Here is a 25,932-nt window from a genome sequence, read left to right on the forward strand (position 1 = left end):
TTATTTCGTCGAAAGGATGTCGCATCTTGACTTTTCGCTAAGATACGACTTATTTTTTGTTATTTTTCTACAAATTATTTTTGGCCTATGCGGGATAGAGGCAAATGTATCATGGGATAAGGCTGTTTTAATCAAACGTTTGGTTGACATAGAAATTTGCTGAAAAATGGGTGAGGATAGTTCAATGGCCGAAGGATATTAGAATAAACCATGCTGGTTTTGCTAGCATGGTTCATCCAATCGTAAGAGGCTTTTTTATTTATTTAAGTATCTCCATAAAGTTGTTCGACTGATACCAAGCTGCTCAGCTGTTAAAGTTTGGTTGCCATTATGCTGGTCAAGTACTTGCTGGATTATATCCAAACTAAATTCATGTAATGTTTTGCTGCTGTTAAGTGGAATATTCATTCCATCCTCTGAATAAGAAATTGTTTCCACTATTTTTTGTTTGCCCAAAACACTGTTGACGTTATTACTAGTTATATATAGCGATTTAGATAAGTAAACTAATTCGGTTAGAACATGTTTTAATTGTATGAAATTACCTGGCCAATTGTATTGCGAAAGAGTAACCAGAGCACTGGGTTCGTACCCGATAATATCCGTATTGTTTTCAATATTTACCTTATTTAAAAACATCGTCAATATAGCTGATATTTCATTTTTTCTTTCTCGTAAGGTAGGTAGAAGGAAACTTATCGAATTCATTCGATTCATTAATTCTTTATAGGATTCTGATGTTATACCTTCTGATGTTTTTTCGCAAATAAAGATCAGTCGATTATTTATGTGTAAGTTAGTAGATTCAAGAATAGTCATTAGCTTTTCAAAGTTTTCATTTGAAATTTTATCAAAGTGATTAAACTGGATGGTATTGCCGACTTCAAGGAAAGGGCCGTTACTAGTGTTTAAAAGATGTTTCCACATTGTATCATTTAGTAAGTTAGAATTAATCGTTACCATTGTATGATTGTTATTATTTTGACTGGTGAATAGGCTCTGAGAGACAATATATTTTCCTGTGCCTCTTTCTCCTAGTAATATAATGGGCGAATTATTTGCATCCATTTGTTTAATTTTATCTTTAATCTCATCGGTGATAATAGGATTTTTATATAAGTTATTATTTAATTGTTGTTCCACTTCTGACTTATCTTCATAGGTGACACCGAATTTAGCATTCATGACAGGTGTTACAGATTTTTGGACAGTGACAATATAAAAAATATCATTTGCCTTATTTGAACTATTTACTTTTAAGTTATATAGAGTGTTGTTTACTGAATGATAAAAGGTTTGTGATTCATTAAATGGAGCAGTCTCTTTTTTATAAAGCAAATAATTATAGATGGATTCATTAATTTCTGTATTTAAACTGGAATAAATCAACTCAAACTGACTGGATAAAATTAAACAGTCCGTTTTAAAATTTTCAATAGCTTCTCTGAGTAAGTTATTTTTTAATTTTAATTTTTGAAGATGCATATTTAACTCTATTGCTTGTTCGAATGTACGTCTAATACTTTCACTTCCTGATGTAATAAGGATCGTATTTAAAGAAATTTCTAGTGCTAGTTTATTCGTTATGGCATCACAAAGAACTAATTTAATCCCCTTTTTCCCCAGTGATTTTAGCAGACCTAATTTATCACTTGAATCATCTATCGTGTATATTTCCACAGAGTAGTCTAATATGTCACAAATTAAATGTGCATTTTCGGTGATACTTGAATAACCGACAATCGCAAATTTAGAAGTGTAGTTATTTGCTAGTTTGATCGCACCTAGAATGTCATATACAGAAATTGAAACATCTATAACCGGTATAGATATATTCTTCCTAATTAACTCCGCTGTTCCTCCTCTTGATATGACAACGTCGTAATCGTTATGAATGACCTCCAGGGCAAGATTTTTTCCTTCTTGTAAATCACCAGTATACGTATTTAGCAAAATATTAGAGAAAGTGGATCCTACATTCTCCATTGATTTTCTTAACTCTTCGTAAGGTGCGATACCAAGGATTTTTGTTATATTTTTCATTTATATTCCCCTTGTATGTTTCATTTTTAAACAGTTTATCACGGATCTTTGAAAACTGGTAACGTTTTCAATATAAAAGTTTCAAAATGTAACAATATTTATTATTATCATATTTTTTTAGAAAGATTATAACCCTATAATTCAATTATAACGTAGGTGGTGAACATATGATTAGGGTACTAATAATGGCTGACGATTTTACGGGGGCACTTGATACTGGAGTTCAGTTCTCTAATTATGGTGTGAAAACTGTAGTGACCTCTGATTTAGAGTTTGAATTTGGCGAAACTACAGATCCGTTAGAAGTACTTGTATTCAATACTGAAACAAGATATTTGAATAAATTTGAAGCATATGAAGTGATCAAGAAGATCAGCTTAAAAGCCAAAGAAGAAAAGATTCCATATATATTTAAAAAAGTTGATTCCGCCTTAAGAGGAAATGTGGCTTCCGAGTTAAGAGCGTTGAGTGATGTTTTCGAGGATGTTTCCATTCCTTTTCTTCCGGCGTATCCAGAACAAAATCGCATTAGTTGTGAAGGGGTATTACTGATTGATTCCATTCCAGTAAATGAAAGCGTTTTTGGACAAGATCCGTACGAACCAGTAACGGAAAGCCATATCCCGACTCTTCTACTGAAAGAAGCAGATTTAAAAACGTATACTACAATAAAATATGACATTCCTCCAAAAAAGGAAAGAATTTTGTTAATAGAAAGTCACTCTGATGAGGAGATGTTATCTCAAGGGCATGAGCTGTTACTAAATGATGCATTAAAGATCACGGTGGGGTGTGCCGGGTTTGCTAAAGCATTAGCCAAGATCATCTATAAAAATAGGGACACCACACAAAACGATATGGAACTTCCATTATTGATTGTCAGTGGAAGTGTGAATCCAGTAACCAAAAAGCAAATTGCATTTGCGGAAGTGAATGGATTCGAACGAATATCGTTAACGCTAGAGCAGCTTTGGGATAAACACTATTGGGATACAGGAAAAGGACAAGAAAATATCCTTCAATATTTAAACATGGAACAACCTCTCATGTTTGAAACATTTGGGAAGGTATCAACAGATGAAATCAATCAACTACCTGATCAAGGAAATGAACTAAGATTTCGGATTGGACAGTCACTCGGATACTTAGTAAAGAAGCTTATGTCAAATGGTATGAAAAGAACAATCTTATTTACAGGCGGAGATACATTATATCAATCGATGAGGGTATTCGGGATTACCGAAATTAAACCTCTGAAAGAATTATTCCCTGGAATTGTTTTTGGAAGTATTGATTTTAAGGATGAAAAACATTATGTCATTACTAAATCTGGCGGGTTTGGTGATGAAGATCTATTTGTTAAATTACATGAATTGATTAGTGAAAAAGGAGATGTGTATTATGTTAAATAATTATAATTTAAAAATGCCAACAAATGTGTTTGCAGGTTCAGATGCCATGCAAAACCTCCATACCCTTATCAAAGACGGCGTGACAAAAATCGCGATCTTTACAGATAAAGGCATCCTTAAAGTTGGATTGCTAGACGAAGTCATCAGTATTATCGAAAAGAATCATATCGAGTACGAAATCTTATCTGATATACCAACAGAGCCAACTTACACAGAAGCCCAAGAGGTTGTTGAGCATTTTAAAGCATTGAACGCTGATTTTATCATTGGAGTTGGCGGCGGAAGTGTGATGGATATCGCTAAATTAGCATCCGTTTTATCTACTGATGATTATACTGTAAAAGATTTACTAGAGGATCCGTTAGCAGCTAAAAAACAAGTGACATCATTAATGATTCCTACCACAGCTGGTACAGGGTCTGAAGCAACGCCTAATAGCATTGTAGGTGTACCTGAAAAGAATTTAAAAGTTGGTATTGTGAATGGTGAATTAATTGCTGATCACGTTATTTTAGATAGCAACATGATAAAAAATTTACCTAAACCGATTGCTGCTGCAACAGGCATTGATGCTCTAGCACATGCAATCGAATGCTTTACTTCAAAAAAGGCAAACCCAATCAGTGATACCTTTGCATTAGAGGCATTAGATTTAATTATGAATAACATTATTGATGCTTGCACAAACCCAGATGCACTTGAAGCGAAGCGGAATATGTTATTAGGTTCATTTTATGCTGGGGTAGCGATTACATCTTCAGGGACTACTGCGGTTCATGCCTTGTCCTATCCTTTAGGTGGAAAATATCACATTGCCCATGGTGTTTCTAACGCCATTCTACTAACACCAGTTATGAAGTTTAATGAGCCGGTTATTATTGACCTCTTAGCGAAAGCTTATGATCGAGTGGTAAAGGAAAAAAATGAAGAGTTGACGGTAAATGAAAAGTCAAAATATATCATTGATTCCATCGAAAACATCGTGAAAACACTTGAAATCCCAACTAGCTTAAAAGCTTTCAATGTACCGGAGGAAGATCTTGAAGGATTAGTCGAGGCTGGAATGGAAGTTCAACGATTGCTTGTGAATAATAGGAGAGAAGTAACACCAGAAGATGCCCGTAAAATTTATCTAGAAATTATGTAGGAGTGATTCATGTGAAAAACAAATTACAAGGAATTATTTCACCCATTGTGACACCCATGTATGACAATGAAGAAGTTAACTATGAAGAGCTCGTAAATCAGGTGAATAGAGTCATTGAGAATGGCGTTCATGGTATTTTTACCTTTGGCACGAATGGTGAAGGGTATATTTTAAGTGAAGAAGAAAAAGTGAAAGTCATGGAAACAGTAGTTAAAACTGTTGCGGGAAGGGTTCCAGTCTATGCATCCACAGGATTAGTTGGAACACAAGATACCATTCGCTTGTCGCTAGAAGCTAAGCGTGTTGGTGTAGACTACTTATCCATCATTACACCCTATTTTGCAACAGCCACTCAAGAAGAGATCTATCATCATTTTAAAACAGTTGCTGAAGCGGTTGATATGCCTATTGTTTTATACAATATTCCAGCTAGAACGGGTAATACAATTCAACCTGCGACTGTTGAAAAACTAAGTCACATCGACAATATTGTTGGTGTCAAAGATAGCAGCGGAAACTTTGATAATATTCTTCAATATATTGAAAGAACTAGACATCGAGAAGATTTCTCTGTGCTATCAGGTAATGATTCATTAATATTATGGACGTTACTTGCTGGAGGAACTGGCGGTATTGCAGGATGTTCGAATGTATATCCGTTTACTATGGCACAAATATACGAACAGTTTGTAAATGGTAATGTGGAAGAAGCACGTAAATTTCAAGATTCAATCAGAAGTTTCAGAGATTGTTTTAAATTTGCAAATCCCAATACTGTGGTTAAAACGGCTGTTGACCTGTTAGGCTATCCGGTTGGGAAGTGCCGTGCGCCATTCAATCAAGTGTCTGATGAAGGAATTACAGCATTAAAATCCGTATTAAATGAAAATATTGAATTGGGAATGAAGTAGTTAGGAGGGCATTATGAAAAAAATTATCGGAATAACAATGGGTGATCCTGCAGGTATCGGACCTGAAATTTCAATCAAAGCTTTTCAAAAGAAAGGCTTATATGAAAAATGTAACCCCTTACTAGTTGGAGATAAAAGTATTGTCGAGAGCTATTTAGAGAAGTTCCCGGAGATTCAGTTGAAAGTAAATGCTATAACTACACCGGAAGATGGATTGTATGAATGGGGAACAATCGATGTCATTGACTTAGCTTCTGTCGATGCAAATGAATTACAGGTTGGTGAAGTGTCTAAAGAGGCCGGAAATGCAGCCTATCTCTATGTGGAAAAAGTCATTGAATTAGCCCTTGAAGGGAAAGTAGATGCGACCGTTACGAATCCATTAAATAAAGAAGCGTTAAACTTAGCGGGACATCACTTTGCCGGTCATACTGAAATTTATGGACAGCTTACAAATACGAATAAATTTTCTATGATGTTAGCTGATGGTGATTTAAGAGTGGTTCACGTTTCAACGCATGTTTCTTTGAGACAAGCCTGCGATTTAGTTAAAAAAGAAAGAGTGTTAGATGTAATAAACATTGCTCATCATGCTTGTGTAAACTTGGGGATTGAAAACCCAAGGATTGCTGTGGCGGGATTAAATCCACATTGTGGAGAAAATGGATTGTTCGGTACAGAAGAAATTGACGAGATCATCCCCGCGATTGAAGCAGCTGAAAGTGAAGGGATTAATGTATTCGGACCTTTACCAGCAGATACCGTATTCTCAAAAGCTCGTGGTGGAATGTATGATATCGTTGTGACCATGTACCATGACCAAGGCCATATCCCATTGAAACTTTTAGGGTTTGTATTTGATAAAGAAGAAAATAAATGGAAAGAGGTTTCTGGAGTAAATATTACATTAGGATTGCCAATTATCCGAACCTCAGTGGATCACGGAACAGCATTCGACCAAGCAGGGAAGATGACGGCGAGTGAACTTAGTCTTGAAAATGCTATTGATTACGCGGTCCAGCTAGCAAATAATGTAAATAAAGAAGCGGCAATTAGATAGAAATTTAATAGAAAGATAGGGTGATTCGTATGGGTAACAATACATTAGTCATTAACAGGTCGATTCCAAACGGTAAATTAGTTCATGATGATTATACAAATATTGATTTTTCATTAATTCCATCTGGTCCTTTTTCAACCGCACATGCACCAACGATTATTAAGTTAGACGACGGAGATTTATTATGTGCATGGTTTGCAGGTTCATTTGAAGGCAGTCCCGATATTTCTATTGTCTTATCGAAATTTAACCATGAAACGGGAGAGTGGAATGAACCGAAAATTGTCTCGCAGGATGATACGCGCAGTGAGCAAAACCCATCATTCTTCCAAGCTCCTGATAAATCCATTTGGTTAATCTATACTTCTCAGGAAGGTAGACAACCAGGTAAAGATAATATGCAGTTTACGTCTATTATTAAATATCAGAAAACATACGACAGTGGTGAAACTTGGACAGAACCGGAAGTATTATTTAGCCAGCCTGGTACATTTGTTCGACAAGCGATTCAAGTATTAAGTAATGGCAGATGGATCTTTAGCACATGGATCTGTGAAGATTCAGAATTAGGTCTGACAAACGATCCTACCGTATTTCAAGTATCTGATGATGAAGGACTGACATGGAAAGAAGTTCGCATGCCTGATAGTAACGGACGAGTACATGCCAATGTGGTCGAATTAGAGGATGGTCATTTAGTAGCATTTATGAGAAGTAGATTTGCGGATTATATCTATAGAAGTGAGTCAACAGATAATGGAGACTCATGGACAGCGCCTGAACCAACAACCTTACCAAATAATAATGCTAGTATAAGTGCAATCAAATTGGATAACGGTGCCATTGCCATTGCCTACAATGCAAACGCTGCAAATAATCCTGAAAAAGGGAAAGTAGCATGGCCTGGATTGAGAAATCCGGTAGTGGTTTCAGTTTCAGAAGATGGCGGACATACTTGGCCAGTCGGCCGGATTATTGAACACGCAGAAGGTTTCATTGGTGCAGAGAATAAGACGAATAATTCACAATTTGAATATCCTACTATTTATCAAGATGAGGAAAGAAGATTGCATTTAGTGTACGCATATAAGAATAGAATATGTGTAAAATATAATAGTTTTTCAGTTGAAGATATCTATGGTGAAAAACGTGAAAATGAAGGGGTTTACAATCCTACATCTGGAGAAATCAGCTAGATCGTAAGTTACCACCGGAACGCTTGGGGATAAAACCAATTTAACAAAATATCAGTTTACTTGGTAATTAAGAGAGGAGAAATAAGATATGACATTGCACATGATTCTTGCCCTTGGTATCTTGATCCTGATGATTGGATTGATTATGTCAGACAAGATGGCCTTCGGTGCACCACCAATCCTAGCCTGCCTTCTGCTAGTAGTCACCGGTTTGTCTACTGTCCAAGAGGCTTTCGCAGGCTTCGTGAACCCAAGTGTTATCATGATTGCCGGATTTATGGTTGTTATGGCGGCACTAATGAAGACTAGCCTGATTGGCAAGGTTCAGGCCTCTATGCTTGCTTTGGTAAATAAGGGCGGTTATAAGAGCTATGCTCTATTGCTTGTGGTCGTTATGCTTGGTGCCAGTTTACCAGGTGCCGGTGCTACTGGTTACTATGTACTCATTTTATCCTTAATATCTACGATCCCTTACAATAAAAAAATGCCTACGTCTAAACTGATGATGCCTTTGGGGTTTGCGACTAACCACCCTTTGATTCCTTTCAATGTAGCACTTTTCTATGGTGTTACTGTCAGCGTACTGGAAACGGCAGGTTATCACGATGGGCTTTCAATGACAAAATTTGCTGTAGTGAATTTCATCCTGGCTCTTGGTTTCTTGGCATGGAGTTTGATTGCTTATCGTCTTCTGCCAGATCATCCAATTTCCGAAGATTCCGTCATGGATGAGGTAGCTGCTACGGCTGAGTTTGCGGCTTTGCCTGCATGGAAAGAATACACTACCATCGTGCTATTTGTCCTTAGTGTTATTGGTATGATGCTAATGAACCAATTAGGTAATGCTTCGTTTGTAATCCCTGGTCTTGCTGGAGCAATCTTACTATTTATGAATGTACTTGACTTCAAGGAAGCTCGCGACAATATGGGTGCACCTGTAATCCTAATGATGGCTGGTGTGATCGGCGTTGCGGACGCTCTGGCTAACTCTGGATTTACAGCTATGATCGGAAAGGTTGTGGCAGATTCATTAGGTACTAATATCAGTCCATTCATTCTTATCTTAATTTTCGCACTTCTTACCAGTACCTGTGCTACATTTACTGGTTCAAATATGGGTTCTGTCTTCATCTTTGCGCCAATCGCTATTGCAACCAGCCTAAGTTTGGGACTTAATCCTGTTGCTGCCGCAGTTGCCGTTGTCGTATCTGGATGGAACGGCGGATACATGCCAATCGATGGTATGCCCGCGATGATTTTAGGCATGGGTAAATATAAACTTCCGCAGTTCTGGTTGTTCTCCGTACCTATGTACCTAATCCGTATTATTGTACTGTGTGCAGGTGCAATGCTTATATTCCCTGTAAACTGATGAAGTGCTAGAAGGAACAGCATTAATAATTTTAAATCCGAGACTCAATCCAGAGAACTTAACGGGATTGAGTCTTTTTTTATGATATTACAGACAAAATTAAGATAAAAAAATGCTGCCCAATAAGTCATAATTACTTACAGGTAATTATTTAAATTTTTTCAAAGGATAATATTAATCAAAATAGGATATTTTAATATAGTCAATCATAATTTCTTTGGAAGGATGCTTAATATGGAGAAAAAACTCTTAAATTTACTTACATCTTTATGCTTTATTTCCTTGCCATTTCTATTTAAAGGATCAAAAATGAGAGAAACTCTCGTCATTTTTTTCTCAAAAGGAGTATTAGCTACTCTTATTGATGCGTATGTAGTTGGAACAAAAAGAGTTGCATATCCAGTTCGTCCATTTCCGAAGATTTTTAAAACGAACATTATTTATGACATACTATTTTTCCCGATTTTAAGTGTGATCTGGGTCAAGATTTCTTACAAAGATAAATTTTGGAAAATACTATTGAAAAGTTTGATTTTTAGTGTTCCTATGAGTATTGGTCAATGGTATATGGAAAGGAATACAAAGCTATTTAAATGGAGAAAATGGACAGTCTTCCATACTTTTGGCAGTGTAAATTTTACATTATTTACAATTAGAGGTTTTGTTGGATTACTGAAAATATTGGATAAATTAAAGGGGAATCAAAAGGTAATTGAATAATAGGTGTAATCACGGTGGTCGAATGAAAAGTTGCGGACCGGGTGTTTTTTATTATTCAGGTTAAGTTTTAGTTGACGAATCAATTGATTTATGATATAATATTAATTTATTGACAATAGGTATGTTTCTATCATAAAATAAACTCCTAGCAGAGCTCTGTTAGGAGTTTTTCTGCGTTAATAAGGGATTATGAAGGGGGAACCTGTTTGCAAACTAGGAAGGAAAGCTTGACCGCAATAGTTAGTTGCTTTGCCAGGGGTTATCATGCATCTACCAGTATAGATCCGATTTTTAATGACTTTATTGCTCATTCACTCTTAAATGAAGAAGAAAAACAGTTAATCGCCACCAACTGGGCTAACGCAATTGCCTTCTTTGATCAAGAAAAAAGCGAAACATTGGAAACCTTTGATGAAAAGCTAATGTGGGTGATGAACAACCAGACCATTCCCCAATTAGTCAGCCGGGCAAGATATGCAGAAGATGGACTTAGGTCTGCAATCGAACGTGGGTTTAAACAGTATGTCATTCTCGGTGCGGGTTTCGATACCTTTGCTTTAAGACAAGAAAAGCTTCCAGAGGATTTTATTATTTATGAGGTTGACCATCCTGCAACCCAAGCTTTTAAGATAAATCGTCTCCAGGAAATCGGTATTGATATTCCCAAAAATGTTAGATTCGTACCCGTAGATTTTAAAAGTGATTCTCTTCGTGCAGAACTGAAGAAAAGCGGCTTTGATGAACAACAATATACTTATTTTAGCCTGCTGGGCGTGGTCATGTACCTAGCTAAAAAGGAGTTCTACCAATTACTATCTTCTGTGGCGGAAATGTCCGCAGACGGGAGTTCATTTATCTTTGACTACCTCGATGATACTGCTTTTAATGAAAGACTAGCCTCTAAGAAACTAACCCAAATGAGACAAATTACCGCCCAAACGGGTGAACCGATGATTACTGGCTACGATCCGTTTGAACTGGACTTGGAGCTCCAGGACTGCCAGATGTTACTCTATGAAAATCTCTCTCCAGCTAATATTGAGGAGATGTATTTTAAGGGAAGAGAAGATGGATTACATGCCTTTGAGCATTTTCATTTTGCTCATCTCGTTGTGAGTAAATAGTTATGATTTGCCAAGCACCGCTCTGAGCTCCCTAGCGGTGTTTTTTGCTATTATTTCCATTTTTTTGCGGCCATTTGATACAATCAAGGAGGAGTATAGGGAAGGAGTATTATCATGTTTAAAATTTTTATAATTGAAGATGACAAACAATTGGTGAACTTGCTGAAAGAGCATTTACATAAATTCGGGTATGATACAAAGTCCGTTGAAAAGTTTGATGCGGTCCGTGGGGAATTTGAGAAATTTGAACCACACCTCGTTTTATTGGATGTGAATTTGCCGAAATATGATGGTTACTATTGGTGCCGGCAAATTCGCAGTGTTTCAACTTGTCCGATTCTCTTTATTTCTGCTCGAGAAGGAAAGATGGACCAAGTGATGGCACTAGAAAATGGAGCGGATGATTATATCACGAAACCTTTTGATTATGAAATTGTTACGGCGAAAATAAATAGTCACCTCCGAAGAGCTTATGGAACTTATGCTAGTGGGAATAATGAGCGGACGACCTCAGTGGAAGGATTAATCTTGGATGTGGAACGGCTGCGGCTAACTTTAAATGAACAGGAAATTGACCTGAGCCATACGGAAGCAAAAATTTTAGATGAACTAATGAAAAAAGTAGAACGTGTCGTCAGCCGTGACAGGCTTTTAGAGAAGATTTGGGACGATCAAGCTTTTGTGGATGATAATACTTTGAATGTGTACGTAACACGTGTTCGGAAAAAATTAGCAGCATTGTCTATTGATGATGCCCTTCAAACGATCCGCGGTCAAGGGTATCGGCTCGCTCCGAACTGGAGGCATATGTGATGAGGCTTTTTTTTCGGGAACAGCTGGCATTGATTCTCTTTTATTTTCTTCAATTAGTCGTGATAACGGGCATTTATTGGCTTGACGGCTATCGTCATTTATCGATAAGTCTTTATGCGGCATTCCTAAGTACATGCCTCCTAATTGGTTATCTCTTTTTTCGATACATCACGAATCGCTCGTTCTACCAGCGGATGGAAAAACAGCTGACCTCCATGGAGGATTTTACAAGCAATGTACAGCAAAGCCCACTGGCGGAGGGCTTACAACAGCTTTTGAAAATCCAATTCCGTCACTATAAAACAGACATTCATAATTATAAATACAAACTGGAGGGGCATATTCAGTTTATCAATCAATGGGTGCATCAAATGAAGACCCCTTTGTCTGTTATTCATTTAATTGTCCAGGATGAGGATGATTCCCGTTCCAGCGCAATTAGGGATGAGTTGGATCGTCTTAAAAAAGGATTGGATATGGTTTTATACACAGCACGTTTAGATACTTTTGAACGCGACTTTTATGTGGAGACCCTAAATTTGCAAACCGTTGCCCGTTCTGTGACATCCAGCCAGAAACGCTTATTTATTCGGAAGCGAGTGTTCCCAGTGATAGAAATCGATGGGGGTCTTCAAGTGGCATCAGATGAGAAATGGTTGTCCTTTGCCATTACCCAGTTGATGACCAATGCCCTGCGCTATACCGTTGAGGAGAATCGTAAAATATACTTTCATGGCTATAAGCGTGGAATAAATACCGTTTTAGAAATCCGTGATGAAGGAGTCGGGATTCCCCAAAGCGACTTACCCCGTGTCTTTGATCCCTACTTTACAGGTGAAAATGGCCGCAACTTTCAAGAATCCACCGGAATGGGCCTCCATCTCACCAAGCAAATCTGCGAAAAACTCGGTCATCGTATCGAAATCGAATCCACCATAAACCAAGGAACCACCGTGCGCATTATTTTCTAATGGCGTTTTTTTGATGCCATTAATGGTATCAATTTATGATTCAATTTATGGTGTCATTTATGGTGTCAGGCACCGTCTGTGGACACTTTCCTGTTTTGTCCTTTTGGGGCGGACGCTCGGATTGATGGTTATCTATCTTACTGCACAATTTTTTCAACCTTACAATTGTGTAAGATAGTTGTAAGTTTACGACATGGAAGCGGGGGCTGATATCTAGGTAAAATGAGGGTACGAATAAAACAGGGAGTGAAATTGGATGTCGATTTTAGATGTGAGACATTTAGAAAAGATTTATGAGGGGAAAGTGGCGCATAAAGCCATTGAAAATATAAATTTTACGGTCGATAAAGGTGAATTTGTTGGAATCATGGGGCCGTCTGGCAGTGGGAAAACCACACTCTTGAATCTTATTGCTACAATCGACCGGCCAACTGCGGGGGACATTTTTATTAATGGGAAAAACCCCCATGTGCTCAATCGAAAGGAAACTGCGCTATTTAGACGCCATGAGCTAGGGTTTGTTTTTCAGCATTTTAATTTACTAGATACGTTAACTGTAGAGGAAAATATCGTTCTACCGCTCACACTTGATGGTGAAAGTGTGAAGGAAATGGACCAAAAACTCAATCAGGTAGCAAAGAAATTAGGGATTGACCCAATCCTGAAAAAACGCACCTATGAAATTTCAGGCGGTCAAATGCAGCGGACGGCCATCGCCCGTGCCATCATTCATCAGCCAGCGCTTATTTTGGCGGATGAACCAACAGGGAACCTGGATTCAAAATCAGCAAAGGATGTCATGGAGACACTGACTGCAATCAATAAGGAAGATGGCGCTACCACATTAATGGTCACACACGATGCTGTCGCCGCAAGCTATTGTCACCGTGTCATTTTTATTAAGGATGGACAACTATATAACGAAATCTACCGCGGTGATAACCGCCAGGCATTCTTCCAAAAGATTATTGATATGCTTGCGTTGTTAGGAGGGGACAGCCGTGACCTTTCCACAGTTCGTTTATAGAAATGTGGTCCGTAATAAACGGACCTACGCCGCCTACTTCTTAAGCAGTGCTTTTTCGGTCATGATCTTTTTTATTTACGCCCTATATATCTTTCATCCAGATATTAAAAAGGGTGTAACTTCGGCGCTTGCTGTTGAATTAATGACGGCTGCTGAAGTAATTATGTACGTGTTTTCCTTCCTGTTTGTACTATACTCTGTCAGCACGTTTCTAAAATCACGGAAACGTGAATTTGGAATTTTAATGATGCATGGCATGACAAAGGGCCAGTTAAATCTTATGGTGTTTTTAGAGAATATGATAATTGGGGTTGGAGCGATTATTATAGGAATTGGGGCTGGAATGATTACGGGGAAACTCTTTCTTATGATTGGCTCCAAAATGATTGGAATTCCCCCCTTGTCATTTTATTTTTCTGAAAAAGCACTCTTGCTCACTGTCGGCGCCTTTTTAATCCTTTTCCTTTGTATATCGTTATTTACAACCATTCTTGTCAGAGTAAATAAATTAATTGATTTATTTCAGGCAGGGGAAAAGCCGAAAAAAGAACCCAAGGTATCGGTCTTCTTATCAATTTTCTCAGCAATTTTGCTCATAGTCAGTTATTATTTAGCCGCAACAGCAACCATGCTGACATTAATTTTCAGAGTTCTGCCTGTAATTGGAATGACAATTGTTGGCACCTACTTTTTCTATACTCAGCTATCGGTATGGGTTACAAAACTACTTCAAAAAAATCGTTTCTTGTATTGGAAAAAAACGAATTTAGTGACGTTCTCCAGTCTGGCCTATCGTTTGAAGGATAATGCACGGATGTTTTTCATGGTAACGATTGTTTCAACGGTGGCATTTTGTGCGGTAGGGACGCTTGCCTCGATGAATGTAATGATTAAACAACTCGACGTAGAATTTCCCGCTGAAATTAGTTATCTTGCAAAAGATGATCAACCAGTTCACCAGCAAAATTTACAGCAAATTGAAGCGGAATTAAAGGAAAAGAACATCAATTACACAACGAATCAGATCCTGATTAAATACGTAGCTGTTGCTTCTTCAACAGATAAATATGCACGAGAAAAAATCCCGGTCGTTTCTTTCTCGGATTATAAAAAAATTGCAGCAGCAGCTGGTTACGAATTTGATGAAAAGCGGCTTGTCGGAAATGAAACGCTAGAAATGCGTACATCGATTTTTAGTAACTTGGAAGAAGTAACCCATACCTTAAAACAGGATCAGATAAGACTTACTCATGACCAGCCCACTAAACACATCGTTTTTCCCAACCAGTTGCTTCATGGTCAGGGGATCGTGGTCGGTGATGGGTTGTTTGACAGGCTTACACCCGTGAATACCGAAACCTTTACGGGCTTTTACACAAAGGAACTAAAAAAAACAACAGGGATGGCAGAAAATCTAGTCAGGAACGGTACCTCTATGTCGTTAGAACATGTTCCTTACTCGATCACGGTCAGCGGAACTTTATACGAACTACAAATGGGTATGTATAAGATGATGTTATTCGTTGCTTTATTAATTGGTGCAGTATTCTTTATCGCGGCAGGAAGCTTTCTATATTTCAGGCTTTATGCAGATTTGGATTACGACAGGCGCCAATATCTGACCATTACAAAGGTAGGATTAACCGATCGTGAACTAAATAAAATTGTTACTCAGCAGCTGGCCTTGCTTTTTTTCGTGCCAATTGTAGTAGCCTTTGTTCATAGTGGGTTCGCCTTTATGGCATTACAAAGCTTTTATAAATTATCGATCGCAAAAGACATGATTATCGTTCTAGCTGGTTTCTTACTGGCACAATTCATTTATTTCTTTTTGATTCGCTACCGATATTTACGGAACCTGAAAAAATCATTAATTTAGAACAAAACCCATCTGATTCTATAAATTAGATGGGTTTTGTTAAATATAATTCGATCTATTTATTCTATAATGAATAACGGAAATTTTCTATATTTAATCGATCCGCAATTTCCTGATTTAGGAGTCTGTCTGCATGTTAATGGAGAGATTGAAGTAGAATGGAACTTATGGTATATTTGAAGAAAATGACCGAAAAACTAAAATGGTCAGTGGAGGTTGACATGGCAACCGATCGAAGAAAGCTGATTGTAGAAGCAGCAACGAAATCCTTCTCCTTGTTTGGCTATAAAGCAACAACAATGGATCAAGTCGCAAAGTTGGCCAATGTAGGGAAAGGGACGATTTACACCTTTTTTAAAAATAAAGAAGAATTATTCGAAGAGATTATTTCCACTTTGGTAAAGGAAATGATTGCGGAAGCAGAATCAGTTATCCAACCAGATTTACCCTTTACTGAAAACGTGCATCGGGCGCTTTATCGTTTATTAGAATTTCGCTCCCAGCACCAATTGATGATCAAGATGGTGCAAGAGGAAACCGAAATGGGGACTTTAGCGGTATCAGAAATGCTGCAGCATGTGGAGGATGAAATTATTGCTTACTTAAAGCTGAAAATCGATGCGGCCATCACGAAAGGGGCCATCCCGGCAGCCAATACTGAAATCACTAGCTTTCTGTTGTTAAAAATGTATATTGCCTTAGTTTCAGACTGGGAGAAGCATCATCAGCCGTTAAGCTCTGAACAAATTGCGGAAATTATGAAGGTGTTTTTAGTAAAAGGTCTGTCCACATAAAAAAGACTTGTCTGTATCCATACAAGTCTTTAGCTATGGGGCGTCACTAGTGTGGCGCTCCGTATACTTATTTTATAAGATAAAGATTCTTTGAAGCAGCGGCCATTTTTGGTGCATTCTTACGGTTGCCAGTGAATTCTTCCATTAAACTTAAAAAAGTTCCGAAAAGGTAATTGACTACGGAACCAGCGAGGATTCCAAATCCAAGTGCGGTTAAAAAATACGCAGTATTGTAACCGTTTACAAATTGACCGAACAAAATGAGAATGATTCCTAAACTGCTTCCGAAGATAGCTGTTTTCTTAAATGTAAAAATACTCTTTAAGTGTTTTTCCTGCATCATCATCAACTCCCTGTAAGAATATTCTATCAATTGTCACAGAATTGTCAAACTCTTTTTGAAAATTTTATTTTTTGAATTTTGTGTATTGACTTCTGAATTAGACACTCAGATTGGAAACGGGGCCAAGTAAATTTGGCCCCGGGCATTATTTCTTTGCTAGGTTTTCTTGTGCCATCTTTACCAATTCGCGAACCATGCTGCCGCCAAGCCGGCCGCCTACTTTCCCTGCCTGCTCTGAGGTGAGTTGGCCGTTATAACCTTTTTTCAATGGAACCCCCACCTCTTGTGCTGCTTCAAATTTCGCATCCTCCGGGTTACCGGTATTTGCGACTTTTGCCTTCAACGCATCTAAGCCAGTTCGCGCCTCTGGAACAAGGATTTTATTTCTTCTTCTCGCCATTAAAATCCCTCCTTTACGTTAGGATTACCCGAATGTAAAAAATAATCAATAATCACTGGAAAAACCCATATTAATCCAGTATAATAACTGATAATAAATTCGGAAAAAATCAATGAAAAAGAGAGTAGTTATCTATGATGGTCCAGCGATTCAGGGGTGGTGTGAGCCTGAAACAGGATAGATAATGAAGCGCACTTTTGAGATGCATGCCTGAAGGTAAAGTAGGGTATGCCGGAGGATCCTCCGTTACAAAAGAAAGCTGGTTCATTATGTGAACAATTAGAGTGGTACCGCGGGAAGTTTAACTCTCGTCTCTTTTAATAGAGACGGGAGTTTTTTGTTTTTATAAAGAAAATAGGAGGTTGAATCGAATGAACTTTAAACAAGAGCTGGCATCGATCTTATATGATTTGCTTGGCCAAGAGATGACACTGAAAGACTTGGAACTGATGATCGAAAAGCCCAAAAACCAGGAGCACGGGGATTTAGCTTTTCCTTGCTTTACGTTAGCGAAGCTAAAAAGAAAATCCCCCAATCTGATTGCCGAAGAATTATGTGAAAAAATTCAATCCCCCATTTTTGAAAAAGTGACTGTGGTTGGGGCATATCTTAATTTCTTTTTAAACAAAAAGACGGCTTCCGAAAAAGTTGTAAAAGATATCCTCACACAAAAGGGGAAGTATGGTGCGCTGACGTTTGGGAACGGCGGGGCTGTCACGATTGACATGTCCTCTCCTAATATTGCAAAACCCTTCTCAATGGGGCACTTGCGTTCAACTGTAATCGGCAATTCACTCGCTTTAATTGTAGAGAAATGCGGTTATAAACCCCTAAAAATTAATCATCTGGGTGACTGGGGCACGCAGTTCGGGAAGTTAATCACGGCCTATCAATTATGGGGAGATGCCGCCAAGGTTAAAGCAAATCCGATTAAGGAATTATTGTCCCTTTATATTAAATTTCATGAAGAAGCCGAGAGCAACCCTTCTCTTGAAGATCAAGGACGGAGTTGGTTTAAGAAACTGGAAGACGGAGACGCGCAAGCATTAGAGCTTTGGAAATGGTTCCGCGATGAGTCATTAAAAGAGTTTTCCAGAATATATGAGCTAATGAACGTTGAATTTGATTCATATGCAGGTGAGGCCTTTTATAACGACAAAATGGATCGCGTCGTTCAACTTCTAGAGGAAAAGCATTTACTCGTTGAGTCCGAGCAGGCACAAGTGGTCGAACTAAATGAAGAACAACTTCCGCCATGCCTTATTAAGAAATCGGATGGGGCCACCTTGTATGCGACCCGTGATTTAGCTGCGGCTCTTTATCGACAGGAGGAGTATCAATTTGTTCAATCCTTATATGTCGTAGGCCATGAACAAAGTCTTCATTTTAAACAGTTAATCGCAGTGTTATCCAAGATGGGTTATGATTGGTCGAAACAAATGCACCATATTCCCTTTGGTATGATGCTAAAAGACGGAAAGAAAATGTCGACGAGAAAAGGGAAGGTTGTTTTATTAGAAGAAGTTTTAAATGAATCGATTGCAATGGCTCGACATAATATTGAAGAGAAAAATCCTAATCTTGCTAACAAAGATAAGGTAGCTAAACAAGTGGGAGTTGGCGCGGTTATTTTCCATGACTTAAAGAATAACCGAATGAACGATATTGAATTTTCGTTAGAAGAGATGCTTCGCTTTGAAGGTGAAACAGGTCCTTATGTCCAATATACTTATGCACGGGCATGCTCCATTTTACGAAAAGCCACTGGGAAGACTGAGTATAAGGCTGCAACCTACACCAACTCATGGGAGAAGGAATGGAAGGTAACCAGCCTCTTAATGGAATTCGCTCCTGCGGTTCAAAGAGCCTGTACCAACTTCGATCCGTCCCAAGTGGCAAAATACATTATTGACCTGGCACAAGCGTTCAATAAATATTATGCGGAAGTAAAAATCCTCGAGGACAGCGCAGAGCAGCAGGGCCGGTTAGCGCTAGTATTTGCGGTAACCGAAGTTTTAAAAGAGGGGTTACGGTTATTAGGATTGGAAGCCCCTGATGAAATGTAGGATAATCAATTTGAACTTCAGCTAAGCAATTGAAAGGGAGGCAAAAAAGATGAGTGAATTATTATTTAAGCATTTTGAGCTTACACGAGGAAAATTTGTTAACTTTGTAGGGGATCTAGAAGAAGGGATCGCCGGCATTCAGCCCAATGGATTTAATAATACGCTCCATTGGCATGTGGGTCATGTTCTCACAGTTGCTGAGCAATTTATGTTTGGCTTTCCGAAAAAAACAACTCAGCTGCCAGCCAGCTATATGCAGTTATTTGCCACAGGAACGAGTCCGGCTGCCTGGGAAGGGGATGTTCCCTCCGTTCAGGAATTAATCATTCAGTTGCAAGACCAATTAGCACGAATCAAAGAAATTCCAGTGGAGAGCTTTAACCAAAGACTAAAAACCCCATTCCTTGGTCAAGAAACCTTTGGTGAATTAGCCAATTTTGCACTTTTCCATGAGGGGATTCATTTAGGACAAATGCAGGTAATGAAGCGAATTATTAAAGCGAACGTAAATTAGTTTGAATAAATATTAGTGTGAAGGCATGGGGTCCTAATAAGGGCTCCATGCTTTTTTTTACCTTTACAGGATAATTTTCTTCATTAATCGGACTGATTAGGAAAAGACTATGTAGTGACACATTGAGAAATTCGGATACCTGTCAAAAATAAAACACTTCATATAAAAATGGTGTTGTGTTAAAATCAATCGGTAATTTTACTTCAAATGTGGTGGGTGAATCCAGTGCTCTCTTCTTTTAAGAGATTCTTAATTGGCCGGCCGTTAAAATCAACGGAACTAGGCGAACAAAAATTAAATGTCCTAAAGGCTTTAGCGATACTATCCTCCGATGCCCTATCATCTGTGGCATACGGGACTGAACAAATTCTGATTGTGTTAGCAACGGTTAGTGTCATTGCTTACTGGTACTCAGTTCCGATTGCTGTTGGAGTATTATTTCTATTAGCTGCGTTAATCCTTTCCTACCGACAAATTATTTATTCCTATCCCCAGGGCGGTGGGGCCTATATTGTTTCGAAAGAGAATATTGGTGAGAAAGCAGGATTGATTGCAGGGGGATCCCTTTTAGTTGATTACATATTAACGGTAGCGGTAAGTATATCTGCTGGTACGGATGCGATCACGTCGGCTTTCCCAATTTTACACCAGCATACCGTTGGAATCGCTTGCGTGCTGGTAGTCTTTATTACCATTCTCAATCTGCGTGGAATAACGGAGTCAGCATCCATCTTAGCTTATCCTGTCTATTTGTTTGTTGTAGCGCTGTTTATTTTAATTGGTGTGGGTCTTTTTAAAATTATGACAGGAGATGTCTCACCAACTGTTGAACATGCAGCCATCGGGACGCCGGTTCAAGGAATAACGCTGTTCTTGCTGCTTCGCGCTTTTGCGTCGGGATGCTCAGCATTAACAGGGGTGGAAGCCATTTCGAATGCCATTCCAAGTTTTAAAGACCCAGCACCAAAGAATGCGGCCAGAACATTAATTTTAATGGGGGCATTGCTCGCCTTGTTATTTACGGGTATTACTTTCCTGGCTTATTATTACGGAATTTCACCAAAGCATGACGAAACGGTCGTCTCACAAATTGCCAAAGAGACTTTTGGCCGTAATTACCTTTATTTCTTTGTCCAGGGGACAACTGCACTTATATTAGTTTTGGCGGCCAATACTGGTTACTCCGCGTTTCCGTTATTAGCCTATGCGCTTGCCAAGGATAAATATATGCCAAGGATGTTTACCATTAGGGGAGACAGACTGGGGTATTCTAACGGGATTGTTTCCTTAGGAGTAGCCTCCATCTTGTTGATTATTTTTTCCAATGGTCAAACAGAGCACTTAATTCCACTTTATGCGGTGGGTGTATTTATCCCCTTCACTTTGTCGCAAACGGGGATGATCATAAAGTGGTTACGAGAAAAGCCGGCTGGATGGGTGGCAAAACTCGCTGCCAATCTAATCGGTGCACTAATTACCTTAGCTGTATTAATCATTTTCTTTTTAACTAAATTTAGCCAAGTATGGTTTGTAGTTATCTTTTTACCCATCATCGTGTTTGCCTTCAAACGGATAAATCATCATTATGAAGCCGTTGGCGAACAATTAAGAATCCATCCAGGTGATCCTGCGCCGCCGATTGAGGGAAATGTTATTATTGTCCCTGTCGCCGGGATTACTAAGGTTGTTGAAAACTCAATCAATTATGCCAAATCGTTAACGGATCAAATCTTTGCGGTGTATGTGTCGTTTGATCGTGAGGACGAAAAGCGTTTCGAAGAAAAATGGAAGCAATGGCAGCCGGATGTAAGGCTCGTTACGCTACAGTCACATTACCGAAGTGTACTGATTCCTCTATCGAAATTTATCGATACGGTAGAACATAAAGCAAGTGAAAACCAATATCGGGTGACCGTATTGATTCCGCAATTTATAACAAAGAAAAACTGGCACAATATTTTGCACAACCAATCAAGTTTATTGATTCGTACCTATCTTATTTTTAAAAAGAGGGTTATTGTGTCAACACTCCCATTTCATTTTAAAAAATAGGCTGTGTTGTTGATTTTTAGCACTCTGTTGATTGTAGTGGAAGGCACGAAGACTCCTGCGGGAGTACGGGGCAGGGGAGACCCCGCAGGAGCAAAGCGAAGAGGAGGCTCCCCGGCACGCCCGCGGAAAGCGAAGTGCCTGGAACGGAAATCAACAGACAAGTTTAATGAGCAAAAAATAAGGAAAAAAGCCCATACATGGGCGCAAAGAAAATTTTAAGCAAAGCAAAACCACCGGTATTTAGTCGGTGGTTTTCTTTGTCTTCTTGACTAAAAAATAAATAGCTCCTAGAACAACTGCCCCGATAACGGCTGGCATTACGTAGGGTTGTGCGTACTCTTTAATATGTGCCCAGTTACTGCCTAAGACCTTACCTAAGTAGAGGAATAGAATCGTCCACGGAATAATAGCTGCCACCGTGAATAGCGTAAATTTGGCTGCTGACATTTTAGCAATACCTGCTGGGATGGAAATCGCATGCCGGACAACAGGAATGAAGCGTGCTGAAAAAATAACACCGGCTCCATATTTTTCAAACCATTGTTCAGCTATATCGATATGATGCTTTTTAATTAGCACATATTTTCCGTACTTTTCTAAAAAAGGTCTGCCGCCGTAATAACCGGCCCAATATAAAAATAACTGTGCAATTGTTCCGCCTATGGTCCCGGCAATGACGGATCCAATAAAATTAAGATGTCCCTGCGAAATCATATAACCGCCATAGCCTAAAACAATTTCACTCGGGATAATCTCTATCATTAATCCTATAGCAATGCCGAAATAGCCCAATTGTGATAAAAACTCCAAGATCGAACTAATAAAATCTGTCATAATTCACCTTCGCTTAACTATATGTTAGTATCTCCTTTCCTAGTGTAAACCAGATTGTCTATTTAAGAAATAAATATGGTCCCTTTCTTTGGGACATTCCTAAAAAATCAAAAAACAATTCACTGATTTTTTTCTACATGAGATATTTTAAAAACATGGTGGCAATCCCGAAGTAGGTAAGCAGTGAAAATATATCATTCAAAGTGGTAATTAGGGGCCCTGAGGCAACAGCAGGATCAATTTTTAAACGAAAGAGAATAAGCGGAATAACTGTCCCTGCAAGTGTTCCAATGATGAGCGTGAAAAATAGAGAACTGCCGACTACTGCCCCTAAAATGAGACTTCCCTGCCAAATATATGCAATCACTGCAATCAAAATAGAGCAAGTCATACCAATGGTAATCCCAACACCCAATTCCCTTGCAATTAATCGTGCAATCACACCTTTATCAATATCGTACGAAATCAATCCTCTTACTACAACTGCCAGCGATTGTGTCCCTGTGTTTCCAGTCATGCCAGCAATCATCGGCATAAAAAAGGCCAGCGCGACTACTTGCTTTAGCGTATCTTCAAAACTGCTGATAATTCTTCCTGAAACCACACCGATAAATAAAAGCAAGATGAGCCATGGAAGCCTTCTTGCGGCTGCAACTAAAGTCTTTGTTTCAAAGTCAATGGATTTTCCAGATGCCGATAATTTTTCAATATCTTCATTGGCTTCCTTTATTACGATGTCAATAATGTCATCAACAGTGACAATCCCGACGAGGACATTATTCTCATCGACGACGGGGATGGCTAGGAAATCATAGCGCTCCACGATTTGCGCTACAACCTCTTGGTCTGTCACGACTGTAACAGAAATGATCCGTTCATACATAATGTTCCTTATTTTTTCATCTATCTCTGCTAAGAGTAAATCACGATAAGAAACGACGCCAACCAATTTCCGGTCTTCATCAATAACGTATAGATAGTTAATGGATTCGGCAAATTCAGCGAACACCTTAAACTTGTCAACCGCTTCCCTAACCGTATAAGAGCTGCGAATCCAAACAAACCGATTCGTCATGATTCTGCCGGCCGTTTCTGGTGGATATTTCATAATATCTTGAACAGCGTTAGACTCCTCGACCTTCATTCCTGAAAGAAGGGAATCTTTTTTCTCTGGCGATAATTCATTCAGTAATGACGCTAGGTCATCATTATCCATTAAATCAAGGACCTTACTAGACTTTTCAATTCCTAAAAGATTTAATAAGCCAAGCTGATCTTCCTTCTCAAGTTCTTCCATTAAATCAGCAAGAACATCAAATTTTAAAAATAGGAGAAATCGCGCTTTATGCTTTTCGGGTAAATCCTCATAAATCTTGGCTACATCATAGGGCTGGAGTTCATCAAGTATATTTTCAAATTCCGTTTTTCTGTTTTCCTTTAATGTTTTTATGATATAAAGACTTAATTCATCTTGAGTCATATCCTTAATCATGGATGAAACCAGCTCCTTATCTTGCTAATGCATAAATTCTAATTTACAAAAGAAATATAGTTGAAAAAGGAAAGTTAACAAATAATAATCCAATAATCATAAATCTAGTATGTGTCAATCAATCTTATTATTTGTAAAAGAATTGAAATGAGCTATTTGGACTATTATTTGATAAAATAAGGAAGTATTGACTAAATCATTTCATGTGTTGAACGGAGGAGTTTTGCTTTGAAAAAGCATCATCAAGACATACAGGATCTCATCTATGTCCATTTAAACCAAACAGACCAGTATGTAATGTCTTCCGGCATCGAATTTGCTGAATTCGCTGCTGCTTTTTCAGGTTCATTAAATCCCTTGCTATTACTTGCGCACCGCTTTGATGATGCTGATTTTAATATGCATACCCAACTTGAATATTGTCCAGATGATAGAATTAATAAATTGGCAGGGGAAGATGTCTATAGTTACGGAAATTTCTGTTGGATTGACTTTATTGAGGAAGATGTGTTGAATGAACTGACAGGTCAGGAAATAGCTGAACTATTATACTTAGGTCATCTAAAGCACCATTTGAAATTACCTTTTTATAATAAACTAGGTAACCGTTTTGTTTATTTGGCCCAAGATGATGGCTGGTTTAACAAAACCTATTACCGAAGCTTCAAGGATTTCTTCCATGTTTTAAGTGAAGTGATTGCAGGGAAACTAGGGGATCTTAAAGTTGAAAAGTCCATTCTTGGCTTTCGAAAGAAAAAGACCTATCCACAAGTAAATAAAGAAATCCTTCTGTCCCTAACTCCGTTCATTAAGGAAGGGATTTGTATTTCGTTACGAGATTCCGACCATCAACGGACGCGTATTGAAATTCCTATTTGGGTGATTGGCGATTTCGCCAATATGGATGATATGGTGGAGGAATATGAGCAAGTTTCATCGAAACCATGTCATGCAAAAATCATTTTTGATAAAAAAACAAAAGAATGGAAGTTAAACGTTGTCTAAATCTTTAGGCTTTAAAAATAAGTCCCACTCCATTTGGGTGGGACTGTTTGTTATGAGAACCACATGCTAAATAATCCTTCGTTCACACCTAAGTTATACATATAATAAATTCCGAATAATATGCTGACAATGCCTGCGAGGCTGTTCAAATATCTATTCACTTGCTTCCCTGATGTTAACACAAATGGGATTCCGATAACCGTTGAAAAGGCAAGCATTCCAACAATCGTGCCACAACCAAAGATAAGGATGTATAATGCACCTTGCCATGCAGTCGAAACGGTACTCATTGTTAATAAAACCATAGCTGCACTGCCTGCAAGCCCATGAATGAGACCGATGAAAAAGGATTTAAGATGGGTACGGCCTTTTGTTTCTTTGTCTGGGGTATGATGGGGATGTGGATGACGATGTTTCATAAAAGATAAAAGACTATTTAGGCCGAGACTAACGAGCATGATCCCTACGATAAATTCCAGGCTCAAGGCGACGGTATCTGTGATTGTATTTTTGGCGACAATCAATATCATTCCGAAAAGGAAGAGTGTAGCAGTGTGTCCAATCCCCCAATAGACACCTGCAAAGACGGAGCGCTTTATATTTTTTGATTCGCTAACTATCGTGGATACTGCAATAACATGGTCAGGCTCGATCGCATGCTTAATTCCTAGCAAAAAGCCTAATAATAATATCGATAAAAGTGTTCCCGTCATCAGCTCGCCTCCAAAAAAAGTTTCAACACAATTATACAGGATAA

Annotated in this window: 24 protein-coding genes and 1 other annotated feature; of the genes, 18 read left to right on the forward strand and 6 right to left on the reverse strand. The window is 38.5% G+C overall.

Annotated elements, in window-relative coordinates; translation table 11 throughout:
• Window positions 1-255: 255 nt before the first annotated feature.
• On the reverse strand, window positions 256-2,043 hold the full coding sequence (locus tag ACE198_RS24160) for a PrpR N-terminal domain-containing protein (protein WP_375377327.1): 1,788 nt from the start codon (window positions 2,041-2,043) through the stop codon (window positions 256-258).
• 167 nt (window positions 2,044-2,210) lie between these two features.
• On the opposite strand from ACE198_RS24160, the gene ACE198_RS24165 reads away from it, so the two are divergent.
• The 13 genes from ACE198_RS24165 (at window position 2,211) to ACE198_RS24225 (ending at window position 16,469) form a co-directional block, all read left to right on the forward strand.
• Entirely contained in the window at window positions 2,211-3,455 is a 1,245-nt protein-coding gene (locus ACE198_RS24165; protein ID WP_375377328.1) for a four-carbon acid sugar kinase family protein, read from the forward strand.
• Entirely contained in the window at window positions 3,445-4,602 is a 1,158-nt protein-coding gene (locus ACE198_RS24170; protein ID WP_375377329.1) for an iron-containing alcohol dehydrogenase, read from the forward strand. The genes ACE198_RS24165 and ACE198_RS24170 overlap by 11 nt, the downstream gene beginning before the upstream one ends.
• A gap of 11 nt (window positions 4,603-4,613) precedes the next feature.
• Window positions 4,614-5,513, forward strand: coding sequence for a 4-hydroxy-tetrahydrodipicolinate synthase (gene dapA, locus ACE198_RS24175; protein WP_375377330.1), 900 nt, complete (start codon window positions 4,614-4,616; stop codon window positions 5,511-5,513).
• A 13-nt stretch (window positions 5,514-5,526) separates the two neighbouring features.
• Window positions 5,527-6,573, forward strand: a complete 1,047-nt coding sequence (gene pdxA / locus ACE198_RS24180) for a 4-hydroxythreonine-4-phosphate dehydrogenase PdxA (RefSeq protein WP_375377331.1) — start codon at window positions 5,527-5,529, stop codon at window positions 6,571-6,573.
• A gap of 29 nt (window positions 6,574-6,602) precedes the next feature.
• Entirely contained in the window at window positions 6,603-7,769 is a 1,167-nt protein-coding gene (locus ACE198_RS24185) for a sialidase family protein (protein ID WP_375377332.1), read from the forward strand.
• A gap of 100 nt (window positions 7,770-7,869) precedes the next feature.
• Window positions 7,870-9,141, forward strand: a complete 1,272-nt coding sequence (locus ACE198_RS24190) for an SLC13 family permease (protein ID WP_375377354.1) — start codon at window positions 7,870-7,872, stop codon at window positions 9,139-9,141.
• A 234-nt stretch (window positions 9,142-9,375) separates the two neighbouring features.
• Window positions 9,376-9,861, forward strand: coding sequence for a CBO0543 family protein (locus ACE198_RS24195; RefSeq protein ID WP_251462712.1), 486 nt, complete (start codon window positions 9,376-9,378; stop codon window positions 9,859-9,861).
• A 206-nt stretch (window positions 9,862-10,067) separates the two neighbouring features.
• A complete protein-coding gene (locus tag ACE198_RS24200) occupies window positions 10,068-10,985 on the forward strand; it encodes a class I SAM-dependent methyltransferase (RefSeq protein ID WP_375377333.1) in 918 nt (305 codons plus the stop codon).
• A gap of 114 nt (window positions 10,986-11,099) precedes the next feature.
• Window positions 11,100-11,798, forward strand: coding sequence for a response regulator transcription factor (locus ACE198_RS24205; RefSeq protein ID WP_375377334.1), 699 nt, complete (start codon window positions 11,100-11,102; stop codon window positions 11,796-11,798).
• The gene (locus tag ACE198_RS24210; RefSeq protein WP_375377335.1) at window positions 11,798-12,769 is read left to right on the forward strand and encodes an ATP-binding protein; all 972 of its coding nucleotides are present in this window, start codon (window positions 11,798-11,800) and stop codon (window positions 12,767-12,769) included. Before ACE198_RS24205 ends, ACE198_RS24210 begins: the two co-directional genes overlap by 1 nt.
• Window positions 12,770-13,025: 256 nt before the next feature.
• Window positions 13,026-13,796, forward strand: coding sequence for an ABC transporter ATP-binding protein (locus ACE198_RS24215; protein WP_375377336.1), 771 nt, complete (start codon window positions 13,026-13,028; stop codon window positions 13,794-13,796).
• A complete protein-coding gene (locus ACE198_RS24220) occupies window positions 13,771-15,675 on the forward strand; it encodes an ABC transporter permease (RefSeq protein WP_375377337.1) in 1,905 nt (634 codons plus the stop codon). Before ACE198_RS24215 ends, ACE198_RS24220 begins: the two co-directional genes overlap by 26 nt.
• Window positions 15,676-15,896: 221 nt before the next feature.
• On the forward strand, window positions 15,897-16,469 hold the full coding sequence (locus ACE198_RS24225; protein WP_375377355.1) for a TetR/AcrR family transcriptional regulator: 573 nt from the start codon (window positions 15,897-15,899) through the stop codon (window positions 16,467-16,469).
• Between the two features lie 67 nt (window positions 16,470-16,536).
• Here the strand turns inward: ACE198_RS24225 and ACE198_RS24230 are convergent, their stop codons facing one another.
• Window positions 16,537-16,812: a hypothetical protein gene (locus ACE198_RS24230; RefSeq protein WP_375377338.1), complete on the reverse strand. Its 276-nt coding sequence runs from the start codon at window positions 16,810-16,812 to the stop codon at window positions 16,537-16,539.
• 145 nt (window positions 16,813-16,957) lie between these two features.
• Window positions 16,958-17,212 (reverse strand): alpha/beta-type small acid-soluble spore protein, encoded by a 255-nt coding sequence (locus ACE198_RS24235; RefSeq protein ID WP_098576651.1) that lies wholly within the window; start codon window positions 17,210-17,212, stop codon window positions 16,958-16,960.
• A gap of 103 nt (window positions 17,213-17,315) precedes the next feature.
• Window positions 17,316-17,531: a binding site (T-box leader), on the forward strand.
• 52 nt (window positions 17,532-17,583) lie between these two features.
• On the opposite strand from ACE198_RS24235, the gene argS reads away from it, so the two are divergent.
• The 4 genes from argS (at window position 17,584) to ACE198_RS24255 (ending at window position 22,063) form a co-directional block, all read left to right on the forward strand.
• Window positions 17,584-19,278: an arginine--tRNA ligase gene (gene argS, locus ACE198_RS24240; RefSeq protein ID WP_375377339.1), complete on the forward strand. Its 1,695-nt coding sequence runs from the start codon at window positions 17,584-17,586 to the stop codon at window positions 19,276-19,278.
• Window positions 19,279-19,327: 49 nt separating this feature from the next.
• Window positions 19,328-19,792 (forward strand): DinB family protein, encoded by a 465-nt coding sequence (locus ACE198_RS24245; RefSeq protein ID WP_375377340.1) that lies wholly within the window; start codon window positions 19,328-19,330, stop codon window positions 19,790-19,792.
• A gap of 225 nt (window positions 19,793-20,017) precedes the next feature.
• Entirely contained in the window at window positions 20,018-21,844 is a 1,827-nt protein-coding gene (locus ACE198_RS24250; protein WP_375377341.1) for an APC family permease, read from the forward strand.
• 9 nt (window positions 21,845-21,853) lie between these two features.
• Complete coding sequence (locus ACE198_RS24255; RefSeq protein WP_375377342.1) at window positions 21,854-22,063, forward strand: hypothetical protein; 210 nt, start codon at window positions 21,854-21,856, stop codon at window positions 22,061-22,063.
• 21 nt (window positions 22,064-22,084) lie between these two features.
• Here ACE198_RS24255 and uptA read toward each other — a convergent pair whose 3' ends face one another.
• Entirely contained in the window at window positions 22,085-22,678 is a 594-nt protein-coding gene (uptA, locus tag ACE198_RS24260; RefSeq protein ID WP_375377343.1) for an undecaprenyl phosphate transporter UptA, read from the reverse strand.
• Between the two features lie 133 nt (window positions 22,679-22,811).
• Entirely contained in the window at window positions 22,812-24,170 is a 1,359-nt protein-coding gene (gene mgtE, locus ACE198_RS24265) for a magnesium transporter (RefSeq protein ID WP_375377344.1), read from the reverse strand.
• Window positions 24,171-24,398: 228 nt separating this feature from the next.
• Between mgtE and ACE198_RS24270 the strand changes: the two genes are divergently transcribed.
• Window positions 24,399-25,175 carry a hypothetical protein gene (locus ACE198_RS24270; protein ID WP_375377345.1) on the forward strand — a complete coding sequence of 259 codons (777 nt, stop codon included), beginning with the start codon at window positions 24,399-24,401 and terminating at the stop codon, window positions 25,173-25,175.
• Between the two features lie 50 nt (window positions 25,176-25,225).
• On the opposite strand, the gene ACE198_RS24275 is transcribed toward ACE198_RS24270, so the two are convergent.
• Entirely contained in the window at window positions 25,226-25,888 is a 663-nt protein-coding gene (locus ACE198_RS24275; RefSeq protein WP_375377346.1) for a sulfite exporter TauE/SafE family protein, read from the reverse strand.
• Window positions 25,889-25,932 lie beyond the last annotated feature (44 nt).

Origin of the sequence: Neobacillus sp. KR4-4 (assembly GCF_042136325.1) — a bacterium.
Classification (GTDB): Bacteria; Bacillota; Bacilli; order Bacillales; family Cytobacillaceae; genus Neobacillus.